17 protein-coding genes are annotated in these 19,758 nt (G+C 62.5%); 5 read left to right on the top strand and 12 right to left on the bottom strand.

All coding sequences use genetic code 11. The features are described from left to right. The first annotated feature begins 3 nt into the window (after positions 1 to 3). Positions 4 to 948, top strand: a complete 945-nt coding sequence (locus AC0JZ4_RS09885; RefSeq protein WP_471886209.1) for an ABC transporter substrate-binding protein — start codon at positions 4 to 6, stop codon at positions 946 to 948. 78 nt (positions 949 to 1,026) lie between these two features. Here the strand turns inward: AC0JZ4_RS09885 and AC0JZ4_RS09880 are convergent, their stop codons facing one another. Together AC0JZ4_RS09880 and AC0JZ4_RS09875 are read right to left on the bottom strand one after the other, a co-directional pair. After that, complete coding sequence (locus AC0JZ4_RS09880; protein ID WP_471886208.1) at positions 1,027 to 2,874, bottom strand: peptidoglycan L,D-endopeptidase MepK; 1,848 nt, start codon at positions 2,872 to 2,874, stop codon at positions 1,027 to 1,029. Positions 2,875 to 3,086: 212 nt separating this feature from the next. Continuing rightward, on the bottom strand, positions 3,087 to 4,640 hold the full coding sequence (locus AC0JZ4_RS09875; RefSeq protein ID WP_471886207.1) for a sigma-54-dependent transcriptional regulator: 1,554 nt from the start codon (positions 4,638 to 4,640) through the stop codon (positions 3,087 to 3,089). A 193-nt stretch (positions 4,641 to 4,833) separates the two neighbouring features. Here AC0JZ4_RS09875 and AC0JZ4_RS09870 point away from each other — a divergent pair, with 193 nt between their 5' ends. Further along, entirely contained in the window at positions 4,834 to 6,708 is a 1,875-nt protein-coding gene (locus AC0JZ4_RS09870) for a M3 family oligoendopeptidase (RefSeq protein WP_471887853.1), read from the top strand. A gap of 58 nt (positions 6,709 to 6,766) precedes the next feature. On the opposite strand, the gene AC0JZ4_RS09865 is transcribed toward AC0JZ4_RS09870, so the two are convergent. Continuing rightward, positions 6,767 to 7,231 (bottom strand): NfeD family protein, encoded by a 465-nt coding sequence (locus AC0JZ4_RS09865; protein ID WP_471886206.1) that lies wholly within the window; start codon positions 7,229 to 7,231, stop codon positions 6,767 to 6,769. Between the two features lie 4 nt (positions 7,232 to 7,235). After that, entirely contained in the window at positions 7,236 to 8,273 is a 1,038-nt protein-coding gene (locus tag AC0JZ4_RS09860; protein WP_471886205.1) for an SPFH domain-containing protein, read from the bottom strand. Between the two features lie 139 nt (positions 8,274 to 8,412). On the opposite strand from AC0JZ4_RS09860, the gene queC reads away from it, so the two are divergent. From queC to queE, 3 genes are read left to right on the top strand one after another with little or no spacing between them, the layout of a single operon-like run. After that, positions 8,413 to 9,138 carry a 7-cyano-7-deazaguanine synthase QueC gene (gene queC, locus AC0JZ4_RS09855; protein WP_471886204.1) on the top strand — a complete coding sequence of 242 codons (726 nt, stop codon included), beginning with the start codon at positions 8,413 to 8,415 and terminating at the stop codon, positions 9,136 to 9,138. Then, positions 9,138 to 9,506, top strand: coding sequence for a 6-carboxytetrahydropterin synthase QueD (queD, locus tag AC0JZ4_RS09850; protein ID WP_471886203.1), 369 nt, complete (start codon positions 9,138 to 9,140; stop codon positions 9,504 to 9,506). The genes queC and queD overlap by 1 nt, the downstream gene beginning before the upstream one ends. Continuing rightward, complete coding sequence (gene queE / locus AC0JZ4_RS09845) at positions 9,473 to 10,237, top strand: 7-carboxy-7-deazaguanine synthase QueE (RefSeq protein ID WP_471886202.1); 765 nt, start codon at positions 9,473 to 9,475, stop codon at positions 10,235 to 10,237. Before queD ends, queE begins: the two co-directional genes overlap by 34 nt. A 116-nt stretch (positions 10,238 to 10,353) precedes the next feature. Here the strand turns inward: queE and AC0JZ4_RS09840 are convergent, their stop codons facing one another. The 8 genes from AC0JZ4_RS09840 to AC0JZ4_RS09805 form a co-directional block, all read right to left on the bottom strand. Beyond that, positions 10,354 to 11,043 carry an SDR family oxidoreductase gene (locus AC0JZ4_RS09840; RefSeq protein ID WP_471886201.1) on the bottom strand — a complete coding sequence of 230 codons (690 nt, stop codon included), beginning with the start codon at positions 11,041 to 11,043 and terminating at the stop codon, positions 10,354 to 10,356. A gap of 215 nt (positions 11,044 to 11,258) precedes the next feature. Next, complete coding sequence (gene hemH, locus AC0JZ4_RS09835; RefSeq protein WP_471886200.1) at positions 11,259 to 12,293, bottom strand: ferrochelatase; 1,035 nt, start codon at positions 12,291 to 12,293, stop codon at positions 11,259 to 11,261. 169 nt (positions 12,294 to 12,462) lie between these two features. Continuing rightward, complete coding sequence (locus tag AC0JZ4_RS09830; protein WP_471886199.1) at positions 12,463 to 14,400, bottom strand: 5'-nucleotidase C-terminal domain-containing protein; 1,938 nt, start codon at positions 14,398 to 14,400, stop codon at positions 12,463 to 12,465. 215 nt (positions 14,401 to 14,615) lie between these two features. Then, complete coding sequence (omp10, locus tag AC0JZ4_RS09825) at positions 14,616 to 14,975, bottom strand: outer membrane lipoprotein Omp10 (protein ID WP_471886198.1); 360 nt, start codon at positions 14,973 to 14,975, stop codon at positions 14,616 to 14,618. 249 nt (positions 14,976 to 15,224) lie between these two features. Next, positions 15,225 to 16,676: a homospermidine synthase gene (locus AC0JZ4_RS09820; RefSeq protein ID WP_471886197.1), complete on the bottom strand. Its 1,452-nt coding sequence runs from the start codon at positions 16,674 to 16,676 to the stop codon at positions 15,225 to 15,227. Between the two features lie 183 nt (positions 16,677 to 16,859). Then, the gene (locus AC0JZ4_RS09815) at positions 16,860 to 17,798 is read right to left on the bottom strand and encodes a heme-dependent oxidative N-demethylase family protein (protein ID WP_471886196.1); all 939 of its coding nucleotides are present in this window, start codon (positions 17,796 to 17,798) and stop codon (positions 16,860 to 16,862) included. Between the two features lie 84 nt (positions 17,799 to 17,882). After that, positions 17,883 to 18,515, bottom strand: a complete 633-nt coding sequence (locus AC0JZ4_RS09810) for an aminotransferase class IV family protein (protein WP_471886195.1) — start codon at positions 18,513 to 18,515, stop codon at positions 17,883 to 17,885. After that, positions 18,500 to 19,660, bottom strand: coding sequence for an aminodeoxychorismate synthase component I (locus AC0JZ4_RS09805; protein WP_471886194.1), 1,161 nt, complete (start codon positions 19,658 to 19,660; stop codon positions 18,500 to 18,502). Before AC0JZ4_RS09805 ends, AC0JZ4_RS09810 begins: the two co-directional genes overlap by 16 nt. Between the last annotated feature and the right edge of the window lie 98 nt (positions 19,661 to 19,758).

Here is a 19,758-nt window from a genome sequence, read left to right as displayed (position 1 = left end):
CCCATGCGCCGACTGTCCCTTGCCCTCCTCGCCGCAGCAGCACTCCTCTTCCCGAACGCAGCCTTCGCCCGGCAGGTCACCGATCACGGCGGCAACGCCGTCGAGGTGCCGGATGCGCCGCAGCGCATCCTGTCGCTGCATGACTGGACATTGACGGTGATGACGCGGGAACTGGACGCACCGCTGATTGCAAGCATCGGCCGCATCGCCGCGGACGGTACCCACTTCATCCGTGGCGCGCGCGAGCTTTTCGGGCTAGATTTCAACCAGATCGAACTCGCCTCCATCCACGGCAAGCCGGATCTGGAGCGCATCCGCGCCCTCACACCCGACCTGATCGTCGCGAATATCGGCGACTATGATGCCTTGCGCCAACAGCTTTCGACCATCGCCCCGACACTGATGTTCGACGCCGAAAACGGCAAGCCGCCCTTCGAGCTGTACCGCGAATATGCGGGCTGGATCGGCCGGCAGGACCGTTACGCGGAATTGAAGGCCGCCTATGACGCTCGTATTCAAGCGACACGGCAAACCCTGCAGCCGCCGCTGACATCCGGCACCTATGCCGCGATCCTCGCCAACGAACGCGACGGAACGCTGGAAATCCTCAAGGAATATGGCGTCGTGACCACCGTACTCGACGATCTCGGGATGCGCCGCATGCCGCTGGCACAACAGGTTCCGGCAGGCCAGAGCCGCATGCGGATCGGTGCGGAACTGATCGGCGAACTCGATGCCGACCTGATCCTCAGCTCCTACCTTCCCGAAAGCGACCAGAGCGAGAACAGCATATTTTCAGCGCTTGCGCGCATCGCGCCGGGTTATGAAGGCTTTCTGCGCGCCTATGATGCAAAGCGCATCCTCAGCTTCTCCCGTTTCGAGATCTATCCGCCGAGCTTCCGTGGCGCGGAAATCTTTCTCGACAAGATACAGCAGAAGACGGAGTGAGCGCCGCACGTCAAAACGCATATGGGGCGAGCGCCGCACGGCACTCGCCCCATATGTTTCAAATTCCCTGATGCGTGATCAGTTCGAGCCGCCAAAGCGGTTCGCGTCGATGGCGACGGTCGCCGACACCGGCTTGAAGCTGCCGCTGGCATAGGCGGCGGAATATTCGCTGTTCAGCGTCCGGGTCACGACGCGCGGCGCCTTCATCGAAACCACGTCCGTGGAGCTCTTGTTGTCGAGCGCCCACATTGCCACGGTATCCTTGGTCAGATTGCCGGGCCTTGCGGAAGGCGTCGGACGGGTGTTGCGGCCGCCTTTGACCGGCGTCGCAGAGGCCGCAACCGCCACCCAGTTCGGCGCATCGAAACCATCGCCGAACTGACGTGTCGCCGAAGGGGCCTGGATGACCCGCTGCGGCAGGGCTGCAACTTCCACCGGCCGCGTCACCGGAGCCGGTGCGGCCGAACGCGCCGTTTCCGTCGCGACATTGGCAGCCGGACGGCGCTCGTCCTCGACGCTGCGCGAAAGTGCGGCCACGAGTTCTGGCGTCAGGGCCTGCTGTTCCTGGTCATGCGCGGCGACGGAAGGCGTCGGAACCGACATCGGCGCGGAGGCCTGAACCACGGATGCAACCTGCGGCGCGACCGGACGATGCGCCGGTGTCGGCACGCTCGCCAGCTGCTCGGTCGGCAACGGCGTTTCGCCGAGCGATGCCGTCATCGTCGATGTTTCCGCGTCGCCTCTTTGACCACGCGGGCCAAGCAGCGTCGGCACCGGCACGGCATAGGCCGCGAGATCGGCAAACTCCTGGCCCGCGGGGCGCGTGTTTGCGGCGGCGGCTGCTGCCTGCAGCGCCAGCGCCTCCTGGGCGGGGTTGGCCGGTTGCGAGTAGAGGGCTGTTGCAAGCGTACCGGGGCCGCCTTCGCGGAAGGCCGGGCGCGAGGCGGGGATCGGCGCGTCTATCGTCTCTGCGGCTCGCTGAGGCGCGGCGGAGGCGACCATCACGCCCGGAAGCGGAGCGGCAGGTTCGGGCGGACGGGCCGCCGGAGCGGAAGGCTGCTGGCGCGGCGCGGCAACTGCCGGTGCGCTGCTTTCGCCATTATCCTCTTCCTCGTCGGCGCCACCGCCAAACAGGGTTGCCAGGAAGCCGCGGCGACGGCGCTCGGCCGCCGGCGCGCTGCCGGCCGTCGAGGCGACCTCGATCGAACTTGCGCCAACGCGCTTCTTGTAGTCGGCCAGCGCCTGGTCATATCCCGGCAGCGGATTGCCGTCGGAAGGCAGGTGCAGCGTATTGCCCTTCGGGAAGATCGAAACAAGTTCCTGGCGGCTCATGCGCGGCCATGCGCGAACGCCGCCGACATCGAGATGCACGAAGGGAGACCCGGATTTCGGGTAGAAACCGACGCCGCCGACCTGCATCTGCATGGCAAGACCACGCAGCGTGGCGAGCTTGACGCCCGGAATGTAGAAATCCATCGCCTTGCCGAGCGTGTGCTGGCTGTTCTTGGCGACACCCGACGTGCGCGAGCGTCCGCGCAGCATGCCGTTGGTGGCCGGAGAACGATAGGCGGAAACAACGTGGATATAGTCCTTTGCGCCGCTGCGGCGATAGACTTCCCAGACCAGATCGAACAGCCGCGGGTCCATCTTGGTCGGCTCGTTCTTGCGCCAGTCGCGCAGCAGCTGGTTGATCTGCGCCAGCCCCTTCGGGTCGAATCGACCGTTGCGCTTGAAGGTGATCTCGGCCTTTTCGCCGGTATGGATGAAATAGAGCTTGAGGCTGCGGTTTTCAGCCGCCGCCTCCGAGACGGTGACGGACACCATCGAGCCTGCGATAACGGCAAGCACGGCGCCCGCTGAGGCGCGCTTGGCGAGCGAACGAAAGGCTCTGAGGGCAAGAGCGTGAACGCTCGTGCCCGAAGGCATTTCTTTTGCATTCAATTCAAGCAAAGCGATCCCCGTCCGGCAGACAACGTCCCTCGTCGTCTCAATGACTGACAATTGCGTTCACACGATGGCAAATTTGCCACACATGTACAAGCGTCTCTCCTATAGTCAATGACGTGCTAAAGAGAGATTGACAGAAATTGTCATGCTTTCCTTGCCTGAAAATTAACTCCTGCTAAAGAGCCACCGATTCAGGCGGCTTCCTTCAGCGGATCATCCGGATCGATGCCGTAGTCCTTGAGCTTGCGATAGAGCGTCGAGCGGCCGATGCCGAGCTTGCGCGCCACCTGGCTCATCTGGCCGCGGTAGAACTTCAGGGCGAAGCGGATCAGCTCCTCTTCGACATCGGCAAGCTTGCGCACCTCGCCCGCATCGTCGGTGCTGACGATGACGTTTTCCGACGTCGGATAGGCGGCGGCAAGAAGCGCGCGCGGATCCGGACGCGTCGAGCGCGGCGGCATCATCGGCTGCGGGAAACCCGGATCGTCCGAAAGCGGCCGGATGAGCGACGAGGTCGGCATGGGATTGACCGCCGTCGCCGACAGTTCCGCCGACCGGAACTCCGGCAGCTGCGCCGCGATCTGCGGGAAATCCGTCTCCGTCAGCTCCACGCCTTCCGACAAGACGACCGCGCGGAAGATGGCGTTCTCCAGCTGGCGGATATTGCCAGGCCAGTCATAGGCGGTCAGCAGGGCCATCGCCCCGGCGCTGACGCCGAGATTGTGCGACAGCTTTTGCTCTGTGGAAAACCGCTCGGCAAACACCCGCACCAGATGCGGAACATCTTCCTTGCGGCGACGCAGCGCCGGAATGGTGATCGGGAACACGTTGAGGCGATAATAAAGGTCTTCGCGGAACCGGCCGGCGCGAACCTCTTCGATGAGGTCCTTGTTGGTGGCCGAGATCAACCGGACGTTAACCTTGTGTACGCGTCCGGCACCGACCGTCTCGATCTCGCCCGACTGCACGGCGCGCAGAAGCTTGACCTGCACGTCGAGCGGCAGGTCGCCGATCTCATCGAGGAACAGCGTGCCGCCATCGGCTTCGACGAACTTGCCGGTGTGCCGTTCGGTAGCACCGGTAAAGGCGCCCTTCTCATGGCCGAACAGGATGCTTTCGACCAGATTGGCCGGGATCGCACCGCAGTTGACGGTGATGAAAGGCTTGCCCGAGCGGTCGCTGCCCGACTGGATGGCGCGGGCGATCATTTCCTTGCCGACCCCGGATTCGCCTTCGAGCACGACCGGAATGTTGGAATGCGCGGCGCGCTGCGCCAGATCGATGACGCGGATCATGTCCGGGCTTGCCGAAACGATATCGCTGAAACCGACGACACCGGCACGGCGTCGTGCGGCCTTGGCCTTGCCCTCACGCTGGTCGAGCTTCAAGGCATTGGCGATCGAGGCGCCGATCCGCTCCGGCGAGACGGGCTTGACCACGAAATCGAAGGCGCCGGCGCGCATGGCCTGCACGACGGATTCGATACTGCCCTGCCCCGTCTGGACGATGACGGGAGTGGTGATGCCCGCGTCGCGGATGGCGGCGAGAAAGCTCAGCCCGTCCATTTCCGGCATCATCAGGTCGAGCACGATGGCATTCACATCGCCGCGAACCTGGTTGAGAAGATCGAGAGCGGCCTTTCCGTTCTCGGCCACATGCGCAACATACCCATGGCGCTCCACGGCATTCTTCAAAAGGCGGCGCTGGATGGGATCATCATCGACGACAAGGATATGAGCAGACATCTTGAACTCCCGGCAACGTTCATCGTGCACCCTTTGCGGGCTCTTATGCTCACGGTTGTGCCAGAAAGGCTTGAACATCCCCTTTTGAGAAAAGCTCACATTTTAACCGTCTGGACGGAAAACGGACGGGTGGAGCAGACTGCCCCGAAATGCTACCGATCGACCACCGAAGACAGGAAAAGGAATGACCATGATGAAACCCGTTCTCACGCCCCGCATCGCCTCGGCCAATGCCGCCGCGGGCACACCGGCGCATGATCCGGCCCTTGGTCTCCTGCCCGTCTGGAAGCTTTCCGATCTCTATGCCGCCAAGGACGCACCCGAATTCACCGCCGACCTGAAAAAGTCCGAAACACAATCGCTCGCCTTCGAGGAAAAGTGGAAGGGCAGGCTTGCCGAAGCCGCGACGAAAACCGGCCCCGGCGGCATCGGCGAGGCGTTGCGGGAATACGAGGCGCTCGACGATCTGCTCGGCAAGATCGGCTCCTTTGCCGGCCTCACCTATTTCTCCGACACCTCCAGCCCGGCCAACGGCAAGTTCTACGGCGACGTGCAGGCGAAGCTGACGGATGTGTCGGCGCATCTCCTGTTCTTCGCGCTGGAACTGAACCGCATCGACGATGCCGTCATGGACGCCTGCATGGACCGCGATCCGGCAGCGAACCACTATCGCCCATGGATCGTCGATCTTAGGAAGGACAAACCCTTCCAGCTCGATGACAAGCTGGAACAACTCTTCCTCGAAAAGTCGATGACCTCGGCCGCCGCCTTCAACCGCCTGTTCGACGAGACGATGGCGGAACTGCGCTTCGACATCGACGGCGAGATGCGCCCGCTGGAAGTCACGCTCAACATGCTGCAGGACGCAGAGCCCGAGACCCGCGCCAGGGCCGCCGCCGCATTGTCGAAAACCTTCGGCGACAACCTGCGCGTCTTCACGCTGATCACCAACACGCTCGCCAAGGACAAGGACATTTCCGACCGCTGGCGCGGTTTTGAAGACATCGCCGACAGTCGCCACCTGGCGAACCGCGTCGAGCGCGAAGTGGTCGATGCGCTGGCGGAAGCGGTTCAGCAGGCCTATCCGCGCCTGTCGCACCGGTATTATGCGATGAAGGCCAAATGGCTCGGCATGGACCAGATGAACTACTGGGACCGCAACGCGCCGCTGCCGGAAACGCCGAAGGCCCTGATCCCGTGGGAAACCGCCAAGGATACGGTTCTTTCCGCCTATGGTGCCTTCGCGCCGGAAATGGCTGCAATCGCCGGCCGCTTCTTCGACGAGGAATGGATCGACGCGCCCGCCCGCCCCGGCAAGGCGCCCGGCGCTTTCGCCCATCCGGTCGTGCCCTCGGCCCACCCTTACGTTCTGGTCAACTATCTCGGCAAGCCGCGCGACGTGATGACGCTTGCCCATGAACTGGGTCACGGCGTCCATCAGGTTCTCGCCGGCGAGCAGGGTGCTCTGATGTGCCAGACGCCGCTGACGCTCGCCGAAACCGCCTCCGTCTTCGGCGAGATGCTGACCTTCCGCACGCTTCTGCAAAAGACGACAGACAAGCGCGAGCGCAAGGCGATGCTCGCCCAGAAGGTCGAGGACATGATCAACACGGTCGTGCGCCAGATCGCCTTCTACCAGTTCGAGCGAAAGGTCCACACCGCCCGCAAGGAAGGCGAGCTGACCGCCGAACAAATCGGCGAACTGTGGCTGTCGGTGCAGAACGAGAGCCTCGGCCCGGCGATAAAAATCTCGGAAGGCTACGAGACGTGGTGGACCTATATCCCCCACTTCATCCACTCGCCTTTCTATGTCTACGCCTATGCATTCGGCGATTGCCTGGTGAACTCGCTCTACGCCGTCTACCAGAACGCCGCTCCCAATTCCGGCAAAGGGGGCTTTCAGGACAAGTATTTCGAACTCCTGAAGGCCGGCGGCACCAAGCACCATTCCGAACTCCTCGCCCCCTTCGGCCTCGACGCCACCGACCCGACCTTCTGGTCCAAGGGCCTGTCGATGATCGAGGGCCTGATCGACGAACTGGAAGCGCTGGACAAGGAACTGGGCTGATCGTCGGAACGACAAATGGCCGGGGAAACCCCGGCCATTTTTGATCGATGCCGAAAACCTACCGTATCACCGGCTCCACAGTCAGGTCCCGTCCGCTCGATGCGATCACCCTCACCCGAGAGCCGACCGGCAGGTCCGGTCCCATCACCGACCACATCGTATCGTCGAGCCTGATGCGGCCGCGGCCTTCGAGGATCGGTTCCGACAATGTCGCGGTTCGGCCGACGAGGCTTTCGCCGCGTCGATTGAGCGTCGGCTCGTCGGTCTTCGCACCGCGGCCGTTATAGATCCGCCGACCGACGATCGCGAAGAGAACCGACAGGAAGGCGAACAGCAGAAGCTGCACATGCCAGCCCCAATAGGGCCAGTCCCAGAGCGCCAGCGACAATGCGCCGAGAACCACGGCCGCAGCGCCGATCCAGATCAGGAAGACGCCGGGCGCGAAGAGTTCGAGAACCAGCAGCACGAGACCGATGATCCACCAGCCCCAGGGGCCGAGACTGTTCCAGAGTTCGACCACCATCGCCTTATCTCTCGGTGGTCGGCGGCGTGAACGGCGGAATGACGGCGGTCACGCTCGGCGTGCTGCGCGCCGCTGGACGCGGTGGCTGCGGCGTGCGCGGCGGCGTCGACTTCGGCCCGTCGCCATCTCCGAACACTTCCTTGGCGATCGCCCCGATACCGCTGATCGAACCGATCAGCGACGAGGCTTCGAGCGGCATCAGCACGATCTTGGAATTGTTGGCCTTGCCGATCTCGACCAGCGCTTCGGTGTATTTCTGCGCCACGAAGTAGTTGATCGCCTGCACATCACCGGCTGCGATCGCCTCGGAGACGAACTGCGTCGCCCTGGCTTCGGCTTCGGCCAGACGCTCGCGCGCCTCCGCCTCCCGGAAAGCCGCTTCGCGCTCGCCTTCGGCCTGAAGAACCGCGGCCTGCTTGGCGCCTTCGGCGCGGAGAATCTGCGCATTGCGCGCGCCCTCGGCTTCAAGCACCAGCGCCCGCTTCTCGCGCTCGGCCTTCATCTGCCGCGCCATGGATTCCACCAGATCCTTCGGCGGCTGGATGTCCTTGATCTCGATACGGGTGACCTTGATACCCCACGGATGCACCGCCTCATCGACGACGCGCAGCAGCTTCTCGTTGATGATGTCGCGGTTCGACAGCAGTTCGTCGAGATCCATCGATCCCATCACCGAACGGATATTGGTCATGGTGATGTTCTGGATGGCGTTTTCCAGATTGGCGATCTGGTAGGCCGCCTGCGCCGGGTTCAGCACCTGGAAGAAGGCCACCGCATCGGCCGAAACGCTGGCATTGTCCTTGGTGATCACCTCCTGCGTCGGAATATCGAGCACCTGCTCCATGACATTCATCTTCGCGCCGATGCGCTCGATGAACGGGGTCAGGATGTTCAATCCCGGCTGCAGGGTGCGTGTGTACTTGCCGAACCGCTCCACGGTGTAGGCATAACCCTGCGGCACCGTCTTCACCAGCGCGAACAGCAGCATGATCGCCAGGATCACCACCACGATGACGAAAATATCGAAACCACCCAAGCTCATCGGAGCCCTCCCTTACGTCCTTTAAATATGCCGCGATCCTATAAAACAGGATGACCATTCACAAGCGCGCAAGATTGCCTTAGAAGCCCCCTCCAAGACCGGTCGCAGCCTACCCGGATAAAACAAGGACACTGACCTTATGAAGACAATCGTCGTCTGCTCCGGCGGACTGGATTCCGTTTCGCTTGCCCACAATGTCGCCGCCAGGGGCGAACTGATGGGCCTCATCTCCTTCGACTATGGCCAACGCCACAGGAAGGAGCTGGAATTTGCCGCCGCCGCCGCAAGCCGCCTTGGCGTTTTCCACCAGATCATCGACATGCGCGCCATCGGCAGCCAGCTAACCGGCTCGGCCCTGACCGACGATGTCGACGTGCCCGACGGCCACTATGCCGAGGAGACGATGCGCATCACCGTCGTACCGAACCGCAACGCGATCATGCTGACCGTCGCCTTCGGCGTGGCCGCCGCCCGAAAGGCCGATGCGGTGGCGATTGCCGTCCACGGCGGCGACCATTTCATTTATCCCGATTGCCGCCCCGGCTTCATCGAAAGCTTCGACGTCATGCAGCGCCATGCGCTCGACGGTTACGCCTCGATCAAGCTGCTGGCACCTTACGTCACCGGCTCCAAGGCCGACATCGTCACCGATGGTGCCCGCACCGGCACGCCCTTCGTCGAGACATGGTCCTGTTACAAGGGCGGCGAGCGTCACTGCGGCCGCTGCGGCACCTGCGTCGAACGCCGCGAAGCCTTCCAGCTCGCCAGCGTCGAGGATCCGACCGATTACGAAGACCCGGATTTCTGGAAAGCCGCGACCGAAGGTTTCAAGGCCCCGGAATTCAAGGCAGAGGAGGTCCGCTGATGTATCGCATCACCAAGGAATTCCATTTCTCCGCTTCGCACCAGCTGTCGCACCTTCCGGCCGAACACCAATGCGCCCGCCTGCACGGCCACAATTATATCGTCGTCGTCGAACTGGCCTCGGCCGAGCTGAACGATGACGGCTTCGTCCGCGACTATCACGAACTGGCGCCGCTGAAGCACTATATCGACGACGAATTCGACCACCGTCACCTGAACGACGTGCTCGGCCACGACAGGGTGACATCCGAATATCTGGCCAAGCACTTCTACGACTGGTGCAAGGCCCGCCTGCCGGAAACGACGGCCGTGCGCGTCAGCGAGACGCCGAAGACATGGGCAGAATACCGCCCGGAGCCACGTTCGTGAGCGCCGCAGCAGAGACGATCCGCATCAGCGAAATCTTCGGCCCGACCATTCAGGGCGAAGGCATGCTGATCGGCCAGCCGACCGTTTTCGTGCGCACCGGCGGCTGCGATTATCGCTGCTCGTGGTGCGACACGCTGCATGCCGTCGACAGCGCCTATCGCCATGACTGGGCGCCGATGAATGCCGAAGCGATCTGGGGCGAGGTGCGCAAGCTTTCCGGCGACACGCCGCTGATGGTGTCGCTCTCCGGCGGCAACCCGGCCATCCAGCCGCTGGCCCCGCTGATCCGCCGTGGCAAGAACGACGGCTATCGGTTTGCCATCGAAACCCAGGGCAGCATCGCCCGCGACTGGTTTGCCGATCTCGACGTACTCGTGCTGTCGCCCAAACCGCCGTCGAGCGGCATGGAAACCGATTGGGAGACGCTGACCGACTGTCTGGCAGCGGCTGGAAAAGCGCCGCGCATTGCCTTGAAATTCGTCATCTTCGACGATGCAGACTATGCGTTCGCCAAGGAGGCCTCGCGCCGCTATCCGGAACTGCCCGTCTATCTCCAGCCCGGCAACCACACGCCCCCGCCGCCGGAAGACGACGATGCCAGGATCGATCTCGACGGCATCATGGACCGCATGCTGTGGCTCGTCGACAAGGTGACGGAAGACCGCTGGTTCTCGGCAACGGTGCTACCACAGCTTCATGTTCTCCTGTGGGGCAACAAGCGGGGCGTCTAGAGCAGTTTCAGCAAAAGTGCGCAGCGATTTTGCGTCCGGAACCGCGTCAACTCAAAGAGATGGAGCCATTTCGCGGTTCGAATTAAAGCGGAATGGCTCCAACCGGCCCCCGATCCCTACTCCGCGTAGATCATCTTCTTCGTCATGCCGCCGTCGACCGTCAGCACCTGGCCGGTGACGAAGCCGGCACCATCGAGATAGAGCACGGCATCGGCAATGTCCTTCGGCCGCCCGACGCGCCCGACCGGGTGCTGGGCCTCGTCTTCGTGGCTCAGCTTCGCCTCGTTGGTGATCCAGCCGGGTGCGATGGCATTGACGCGGATCACCGGTCCGAGGCTGACGGCCAGCGCATGTGTAAGCGCCACCAGCCCGCCCTTGGAGGCCGCATAGGCTTCTGAATTGGCTTCGGACATGAAGGCGCGGGTCGACGCCATGTTGACGATCGCGCCGCCCGCCTTCATCAGCGGCACGACCGCCCGCGTCATCATGAAGGCGCCGGTGAGATGGCTGTCGATGACGCGCCGCCAGTCGTTGACCGACATGTCGAGGATCGATGTGCCGAGCGCACCGCCGGTGACCCCCGCATTGTTGACGAGCAAATCGAGCCGGTCCCAGCCGGTTTCGGCAATCGCGATTTCCACCGACGCCTCATCGGCTACATCGCACTCGATGGCGCGCACGCCCTCGACCGGATGTGGCGCGTCTGTAAGGTCGAAGGAAATCACGTCGAAGCCGCGCGCGACCAGCGCCTCGCAGATACCGCTGCCGATCAGGCCTGCTCCACCGGTAACGATTGCTTTTTTCATGGAGTGTTCCTTTGGCTAATTGGTTTTGCTGGGAGCAACAACGGCTTCCCGCGCCAGCCCCTCATCCGCCTTCCGGCACCTTCTCCCCTTGCTGACGGGGGAAGGACACGCGTCGCAACGCCACAGTCCCTCTACAGCTCTGAGCGAAGCACGCACCCTCTCCGCGCGTGGCGGGAGAGGGTTAGGGGGCGCGAACCCTTGCTCAATTCAAAAACTCAAACCCAGCCCTGCAGTTCCCGTCGCACCACAGTCTCCAGCACGTTCATGCCATCGACGCTGTCGTTCAGGCACGGGATATGGACAAACTTCTCGCCGCCGTGGTGCATGAAGATCTCGCCGGCTTCCCCGGCAATTTCTTCCAGCGTCTCGAGACAATCGGACACGAAACCGGGATTCATGATCGCAACGCGCTTGATCCCCTCGCCGGCCAGAGCTTCCATCGTCTTGTCCGTATAGGGCTGCAACCATTCTTCCGGCCCGAAACGCGACTGGAAGGTGATGCGCAGCTGGTCCTGGCGATAGCCGAGCGCCTCGCGCAAAAGCCGCGCCGTCTTCTGACAGAAGCAGTAATAGGGATCGCCGGCCTTGAAATAGGACTGCGGAATGCCGTGGAACGAGGTGATCAACAGCTGCGGCTCCCAGTCGAGCGTCGACAGCGTGTTGCGCACGGAATTCGCCAAAGCCTCGATATAGGCAGGGTCGTCGTGATAGGTCGGCACGGTGCGCACGGCCGGCTGCCAGCGCATCTTCATCAGGTGCTCGAACGCCTTGTCGTTCACGGTCGCCGTCGTCGCCGCCGCATATTGCGGGTAGAGCGGGAAAAGCACGATCCGGTCGCAGCCTTGCGCCTTCAGCGCATCGATCTTCGAGGCGATCGACGGATTGCCGTAGCGCATGGCCCAGTCGACCACGACATTCGGATAATCCTTCAGCCGCTCGGCCATCAGCTCACCCTGGTTGCGGGTGTAGGTGCGCAGATAGCTCTCGTCGAGATCCTTGTTCCAGATCTCCTCATAGGCCTTGCCGACCTTCTGCGGCCGCTTGTTGAGCACGATGCCGTAGAGGATCGGGTACCAGTAGAGTTTCGACCATTCGATGACGCGGCTGTCGGACAGGAACTCCGCCAGATAGCGCCGCATCGACCAGTAGTCCGTGCCGTCGGGCGTGCCGAGATTGATCAGCAGAACGCCCACCTTGCCGAGCGAGACGGACGGATGGGAGGCGGGCATGGAGGCGGACGAGATGCTCATGAAGGCTTTCCAGACAGACGACAGAACCCAATACGGGTCGCGAAGGGATGCGGATCATTTAGAAACAAAAAACGGCTCGGGAAACCCCGAGCCGTTCACTTGACCGGGACAATTTGTCCCGATCGATCGCTCAGATACCCGGTCAGGACCTTGATCCGGGTCAAGAATGTCAGCGCGCCGGCAGTTCCAGCTCGGCGCCGACCTGGATGATATCCGGGTTGCGCAGGCTGTTGGCCTTCGAAATCTCGCTCCAGCGCTCGCCGTCGCCATAGGTGCTCTCGGCGATCTTCCACAGTGAATCGCCGCGAACGACGGTGTATTTGGACGGACCGGTTGCCGGCGGCGTGGTCTGGCCCTGCGCCTCGACGGCGGCCGGCGCCGTGGCGGCCGGAGCCGTCGTAGCCGGAGCCGTGGCGGCAGGGGCCGGAGCTGCGGTCGTCGGAGCAGGTGTAGCCGCCGGGGCCTGTGCCGTTTCCTTCGGCGCCGGCTTGTAGTCGGCCGGCGTCAGGTCGGTGATGCGGCCATCCGTGTAAGGCTTGTACGGGCTGTTGGCGGCGATGTAGTCGGCCACGGCGTTTTCCAGATTGGGGCCGAAGTCGTAGGCGTTCTGGGCATTGGCATTGAACACCCTGTAGCCGTCGCCGCCGGTGCGCACATAATTATTGGTGACAACGCCATAGGTCTTGGCCGGATCGATCGCCACGAAGACATCGCCTTCCTTGACCTGAACGTCGCTCACTCTGGAGCCGACCGGCTTCGACTTGTCGAAGGCATATTTGAGGCCCGCGACCTGCGCGAAACGACCGGCGATCTCGTCGATCTGGCTGACGCCGTTCTCGAGCGCCGCAACCACATCGGCCCCCTTGAGCTGGAAGGTGGCGACGGTGTTCTGGAACGGCAGAACCGTCAGGACCTCGCCCATCGTCACGTCGCCGGCATCGATCGAGGCGCGCATGCCGCCGCCATTGGCGAAGGAAATGGTGATCCCCTGCCCCTTGACGCGGTCGAGCTGCGCGTCGGCAATCAGGTTGCCCATCGTGCATTCCTTGACGCGGCAATTGGCGCGGTCGCCGTCGATGACGGCGTCGGACGCGCCGACGACCTTCTGCTTCAGCTCTTCAAGCGGACCGCCGAGTTCCCTCACCTTGGCCACATAGGCTTCGTCCGGGGTAACGCTCGCATCGAGAAGCTTCGGCGCACCGGAAGTGGATTTCACGGCACCGGCATCATCGAAGACCACGGCGAAATCGCCGAGATACTTGGAATAGGCGTAAGCCGTGACGATCGGCACGTCGACGCCGGCCGGGTTCTTCACCAGCGTCGGATAGGGGCCGGATGCCTTCGTGTCGGTGCTGGACAGATAGGTATGGCTGTGGCCGCCGACGATCACGTCGATGCCATCGACGGCAGCGGCGATCTCCTGATCGCGCACATAACCAACATGCGACAGAACGACGATCTTGTTGACGCCCTGCCCCTGCAGCTCCGCAACCGCCTTCTTCAGGTATTCGATCTCGTCGTCGAAGGAGATATCCGGGCCGGGCGATGCGGTTTCGGCCGTATCGGTGGCGAGTACGGACACGACGGCGACCTTCTCCGCCCCGAATTCCTTGATCACGTAACCCTTGTACTTGTCGGCCAGCATCGAACCGGGCTTGGCGACCGTGTTGCCGGAAATGATCGGGAATTTCAGCGCATCGATGAATTTCAGCAGCTCTTCCGGGCCATCGTCGAACTCGTGGTTGCCGATGGCCATGGCGTCGAAGCCGATGCCGTTCATGAATTCGGCAACCGGGGCGCTCTTGTAGGTGCTGTAGAACAGCGAGCCCTGGAATTGGTCGCCGGCATCGAGAACCAGCACGTTTTTGCCCTGCAGCTCTGAACGACGGGCATCGATCGCCGACTTCACGCGGGCGATGCCGCCGAAGCACTCGTTCTTTTCCGTTTCGGAGGCCGAGCAGGTCGAATCATACTTGTTGATCGGCTCGATGCGCGAATGAAGGTCGTTGATGTGGAGAATATTGAGTTCGAAATCGGCCAGCGCCACGCCGCTCGAAAGGGCCATGACCGAGGCGGTCAGGATCCCAAGTCCCATAGTCTTCATCATCAGTTCTCTCCTTGTCTCATCGCCATGCAGAACGCGTGGCGGTTCCCGATCTTGTTAGGCCGCATACATGACAGCCATTTTGCGGCGCATGGTTTCATCAAGAAGGATCGGTTTCAAGGCAAATATGACAAGGGTGCAGCGCATCACTTTGCGCTCCAAACGCGAAAACCCCGCTTTTGCGGGGTTCTCCAGAAACTTCGAATATTGTGCAGCGATCAGCCGCGACGGGTCAGGGAGAACTGCGCGCCGCTATCCTGGGTGCAGTTGAGCTGGCTCTGCGAAACGAGCGCGCAGTTGACGCGGCTCTGGGTCTTGCGCACCAGCGAGGTCATGTTGATCTCGACCAGCGTCGGTGACAGCGTCGTGTAGTTGCCGGAAGCAAGCAGCGCATTGCTGTCGCTCGCACGGGTGTTGAACGTACCGCCCTGGAAGGTCGAGACGATGCCGTTCGGATCGACCCAGGAGCCTTCTACACCCTGCGGCTGGGCGGCAGCCATCTGGCGCGGCGGCGGCGAGGAGACGCAGGCGGTCAGGCTGGCGGCGGCAATGAGCACGAGGCCCAGTTTGAAGTTCATGGTCTATCTCCCGCGATTCGGTCCGGCTTTGGTCGGGAACCATGCCGTCACGAGCCTATGTAATGCAAGATGGCGTGAGGGAAAGACACTGTTTTGATATGGGACGCAAAGAAGCGGATTGCCGTCATCCGCCCGCCGGCACCAACCGGGATCTGGTCGCTTGCCCGTCCCCTCTCCCCGCATGCGGGGAGAGGATCAGGGTGAGGAGCAACCACTCGGCTCAAGGCCGCGGTTGCCGCCGCCCCTCGATTACCGAACCAGAATGTTCTTGAACTGCCAGGCGTCCTTCTCGTCGATATCTTCCGGGAAGAGGCCCGGACGACCTTCGAGCGGGGTCCAGTCGGTATAGTGGCCTTCGACCGGGCCGAGGTAAGGCGTCTGCACTTCGAGGCAGCGCTTGTAGTCCACCTCGTCGGCCTCGACGATGCCGGCCTTCGGGTTTTCCAGCGCCCAGACCATGCCGGCGAGAACGGCGGACGTCACCTGCAGGCCGGTGGCGTTCTGGTAAGGCGCGATGCGGCGGGTCTCTTCCAGCGACAGGCGCGAGCCGTACCAGTAGGCATTCTTCTCGTGGCCGTAGAGCAGTACGCCGAGTTCGTCGACGCCGTCTTCCAGTTCATGCTCGTCGAGAACATGCAGGACCGGCTGCTGGTTGCCGCCATTGCCGAACATCTCGTGCAGCGACAGAACCGCATCGTTGGCCGGATGGTAGGCATAGTGGCAGGTCGGGCGATAAACGACTTCGCCATCCTTCTCGAACGTGAAGTAATCGGCGATCGAGATCGACTCGTTATGGGTGACGAGGAAACCGTATTGCGGGCCCGGCGTCGGGCACCATGTGCGAACGCGGGTGTTGGCGCCCGGCTGCTCAAGATAGATGGCGGCCTGGCAGCCCTTCTTGTGCTTCTTGGCGTTCTTCGGCATCCAGTTTTCGTGCGTGCCCCAGCCGAGTTCGGCCGGCTGCAGGCCTTCCGAGATGAAGCCTTCGACAGACCAGGTATTCCAGAACACGTTGAGCGGCTTCGGGTGCTTGGTGCGCTGGGTGTCGCGTTCGGCGATATGGACGCCCTTGACGCCAAGCTTCTTCATCAGCTTGGCCCAGCCTTCGCGGTCGTTCTGATCCGGCTCGTCGAACTTGACGCCCGTATCGTTGGCGAGGTTGACCAGCGCCTGCTTGACGAACCACGAGACCATGCCCGGATTTGCGCCGCAGGTTGAAACGGCCGTCGTGCCGCCGGGGTTCTTCGCCTTTTCCTTGCGCACGGTCTCGCGCAGCGCATAGTTGGTGCGCTCGGAATTCTTCATGCTCTTGTCGAAATAGAAGCCGAGCCATGGCTCGACGACGGTGTCGATGTAGAGCACGTCGAGCTTGCGGCACAGCTTCATCAGGTCGAGCGAGCCGGTATCGACCGACAGGTTGACGCAGAAGCCCTGACCACCCTTGCCGTCGTCGAGAAGCGGCTTCAGCAGGCTCTTGTAATTGTCCTTCGTCACATGCTCCTTGATGTGACGGACGCCATGCTTCTTGAGGATTTCCATGTCGGCGGCGTCTTCGCGCGGGTCGATGACCACCATCCGGCTCTTGTCGAATTTGAAGTGGCGTTCGATCAGCGGCAGCGTGCCGCGGCCGATCGAACCGAAGCCGATCATCACGATCGGGCCGGTAATTTCGGCATAAACCGGGTAGTTGGTATCCGACATGTCTTACTCCCTAAAAAGCGGCTGCTCTTTTTAAAAACCGCAGCCTGGTCTTCACGCATAAACGGCCAATGTGACGGATTTTTCATGCGTGTTCAGTTGGCGCGCTAGATCACACTTCATCGTCACAATAAAGGACTTGTTTTGCAAAGACGGCAAGGGCAAGGCGCTATTTCCAAGCGCCTTTCAATAGACTTGGCGACGCAGGAAATCGACGAGTTCCGCCCGCTTTTCGGAAAGCCCCTTATAGTCGGTTTCCGCCTGCGTCATTGCCTCCAGCTGGTCCGCCATCGAATGTGCCAGTTCGCCCGCCTTCGGTTGCGCCAGAATGGCTGCAACCGGATCGAGATAGATGCGGATGGTGAACAGGATATCGCCCGACTTCGGCAGTTTCCGTAACGTCTGCCGCTCCACCCGGATGACCGCCTTCTCGGCCGGAACTCCACGCTTTTCCGCCTCCGATTTTGCATCGGGATGATAGAGCGCGTGTGACCAGTTGACCGACCAGTTCCAGCGTACGACGAACCGTTCGGGAGACAGGTTGTCGAACATCCGGTTGATCAGTCCCGCATTCCGGCTGCCGCCTTCGAACCCCGGCACCTGTGCATGCACCTCGTCCATGGCCAGGCCGAACTTTTCCGACAGACGCCAGGAGGACGGGAACGCGAGAAACGCCGCGACGATGCGCCAGCCGCCCTCCCCGCCGTCACCGTCTGGCTGGCCCTTGCGCATGATCACCAGATCGTCCTGCACCAGCAGTCCGGCACGGTGGATGGGCAGCAATGCAGTATCCGTGAAATCGGCCTCGACACCGGCGGCAGAGATGCGCCCGCCCTCACGGCGATAATGCTGCGCATGATGCGAAGGCAGATAGTCGACCAGGAGATCGAGCACCTCCTGCTGCGCCGCCGCCGTGTCCGGCTCGGCCCGCAAGACTTTTTCGCCATGCTCGGCAACCAAAGCCCGTTTCAGCACCACCTGTTCGGCGAGATCGCCGTCCGGCTCGATCCAGCGCTCCGGCTCCAGCTGCAGCAGGCCGATGGTAAAGGGTTTGGAAGACCCGTCATAGGGCGTGTAGGCCGGATGGGCCGGGGGCGAGCGTGTCTGATCCGGGGCGGCGGGCATCAGGTGGCGATATCTCCTGTTTACCGCAGTCTGCGATCAGAAAACCGCCATTTCAACCCCTTCCTCACTTGCCGGCGCCCCCGCTCAGGCAAGCCTTGCCGCGATCAGCCCGCGCAGAGAATTGCCGACGAAAATCTTCCGCTCCGCTTTCGCCGCCGCATCCAGCATATCCGGTGTCAGCACTTCGCTTCGGGCGCGGCGTTGGCGGATCAGGTCGGCGCGCAGAATACCCGGCAGGATGCCGCTGCTAATCGGCGGCGTCATCAGCATGCCATCCGCATCCTCGACAAACAGATTGGTGATCGTCCCCTCGCAAAGCTCACCGCGTTCGTTGGTCAGCAACACCTCGTCGACATCCTCGGCGGGAAATTCCGCCCGCGCCGCCTCATAGGGTTCGCGACGGGATGTCTTGTGGCGATAGAGCGGATCGTCAGACTTCAGCCGAGTTGCGCCGACCTTGATCGTCCAGACGGTATCGTCGCCCTGCAAGGAAAACGGCGTGGCGGTCACCTCCGCCTTGCCGCGGAACGACATGACCAGCCGCACGCGCAAATCCTGATCGCCACCGACGGCCGCCTTCAATACGCCCTCGACATCCTTCGCCTGGCGAAAGCCGAGCGCATCGGCCGAGCGCGACAACCGCCTCATATGCTGGTCGAGCCTCACGAAACCATCGCCGGGCGTCCAGCGCAGCGTCTCGATCAACGAGAAATCCATTGGTCCCCCACCGCAAACCTGGCCTTGAGCAGGCATTCCTCATACTCCGCCTGCGCCACCGAATCGAATACGATGCCGCCGCCGACATTGAAAATCGCTGTTCCGCCGGAAAAAAGGCTGATCGTGCGGATCGCCACGGAAAATCGCATCGGCCCGGCCGGATCGCACCAGCCGATCGCGCCGCAATAGGCATCGCGCGGCGAAGCTTCGAGCCTGTGCAGGATGGTCATGGCGCTGAGCTTCGGCGCTCCTGTGATCGAACCGCAGGGGAAAAGCGCCCGCATGATGTCCGGCAACCCCGCTTCGGGAAGAAGTTTTGCCCGCACGTGGCTGACCATCTGGTGGACGGTCGGATAGGTCTCGATATCGAAGAGTTTCGGCACCGACAGTGTGCCCGCCTCGGTGATGCGCGAGATGTCGTTGCGTAAGAGATCGACGATCATCCGGTTTTCGGCGAGCGTCTTGTCGTCGGCCAGCATCGCCCTCTTGATCGCCTCGTCCTCTTGCGGCGACGCCCCGCGTGCCGCGGTGCCTTTCATCGGATGCGTCTCGATGAAACCCTCGCCATCGACGGCAAAGAAGAGTTCCGGCGAACGCGAAACGATCGCCGGGCCGCCGAGTTCTGCAAGCGCGCCGTAGCGCACCGGCTGGCGCTCGATCAGCGACCAGAACAGGTCTTTCGCATCGCCCGCCCAGCGCGCCGAGACCGGCATTGTCAGGTTGCCCTGAAAGCAGTCACCCTTGCGCAGATGATCATGCAGCACGGCGAAGCGAGACGCGTAGGTTACCTCATCCCATGCGGCATGCGGCGCCTCGAGTACGCCACCGGCCAAGACATCGTGGGGAGGCAGCATGCGCGGATCGCCGGCCTCGACCGGCGCATCGAACACGCCCATGCAAATCAGCGGCGTCTCGCGGCCGTCCGGCGCGAGCGGCACGAGCTTGTCCTCGAAGGCGAACCCGGCCTCATAGGCGATGTAGCCGGCGAGCCACTTGCCCGATTTGCGATGCTGCTCAAGCCTTTGTAGCGCCGGCAGAACCTCTTCCACCCGGCGCGCGACAACAAGCTCGCTCGGCGCGGAAAACAGCATCCCCTCGCGGGCAAGATCATCACGGAAGAGGATATAGGGAGACGTCTCTGTCATGCCTCTCGCCTATTCGACCTCGCTCATTTCACCCTGAATTCTGCGTATCCGCACGCTCGCCACGAGGCCATAGCACCGCCGTGCAGGCGTTTGAAGCA

This window comes from [Rhizobium] kunmingense (assembly GCF_977018605.1).
The sequence above is the reverse complement of the archived record's forward strand: the minus strand, read 5'-3'. Positions and strand labels throughout refer to the sequence as shown.